The sequence below is a fragment of the Vibrio sp. Vb1337 genome, from assembly GCF_033338715.1.
GTDB classification, from domain to species: Bacteria; Pseudomonadota; Gammaproteobacteria; order Enterobacterales; family Vibrionaceae; genus Vibrio; species Vibrio alginolyticus.
This window is the reverse complement of sequence record NZ_JAWOTD010000207.1, coordinates 1-1,133: the sequence shown is the minus strand read 5'-3', so window position 1 is coordinate 1,133 and position 1,133 is coordinate 1. Positions and strand designations below refer to the sequence as shown.

The window sequence follows — 1,133 nt, the reverse complement described above, 5'->3', positions numbered from 1 at the left end:
TTATGTATACGGGTTTTGGCGCAGGGGATTGATACCAATATCTCGGTGAGCGAGGTCATGAGCTACGACGTGGTATCGCTCGATTACAACGCGTATGTGTTTGAAGCGATGCTGACCATGCTTCGCTACAACGTGCATCATCTGCCGGTGGTCAAAAATCAACTACCGATAGGCATCATCGAAACTACCGATATTGTTCGTTATGAATCGCAAAACTCACTGCTTCTTGTAAGCAGCATTTTTCAGCAGCAAAGCATCGAAGATTTAGCGACAGTCGCAGAAGAAGTCAAAAGCAGCTTCGTACGTCTGGTTAACGAAGACGCCAATTCACACATGGTTGGCAGCGCGATGTCGGTAATTGGCCGAAGTTTCAAACAGCGTTTGTTGGAGTTGGCCGAAGAAGAACTTGGTGCGCCTCCGATTCCTTATTGTTTCCTCGCATTAGGTTCAATGGGACGCGACGAACAGTTGCTGGTTACTGACCAAGACAACGCCATTATTCTGGACGAATCCTATCAAGAAGAGAAACATGGCAAGTACTTTGAAGATCTCGCCAAGTTTGTCAGTGACGGCCTTGACGCTTGTGGTTACAAATATTGTACCGGTGACATCATGGCCACAAACCCGATGTGGCGAATGACTCGCTCCGAATGGGAAGAATGTTTCGCTGACTGGATTGACGATCCCAACCCGAAAGCGTTACTGAATGCATCAATATTTTTCGATTTAGATGGCGTGTATGGCCGCTTAAAATGGGCAGAACAGCTCACCAGCTTCATTGTGCGTCGAGCGCGTAAAAATAATCGCTTCTTAGCATGTTTGGCTAGAAATGCGCTAAACCGCACGCCGCCATTAGGCTTCTTCAAAGATTTTGTGATGGAGAAAGACGGCCAGCACAAAAACTCGATCAACCTAAAGCGTCGCGGCACCGCGCCGCTGGTTGATCTGATTCGTGTGCATGCCTTGGCAGTTGGCTCTCGTGCACAAAACTCGTTTGAACGTCTCGACGACATTATTGACGCAGGCATCTTGCCAAAAGGTCGAGCACAGGATTTAAAAGACGCGTTAGAGTTCATCTCTATGGTACGAATTCGACATCAAGCGACCGATGTTGAGCTCGGAATTGAGCCAGA

Annotated in this window: 1 protein-coding gene; it reads left to right on the top strand. The window is 47.8% G+C overall.

The genetic code is table 11. From position 1 onward, the window contains the following. On the top strand, positions 1–1,133 hold a 1,133-nt coding region (locus tag R7E42_RS25070), incomplete at both ends, for a DUF294 nucleotidyltransferase-like domain-containing protein (protein WP_318073250.1).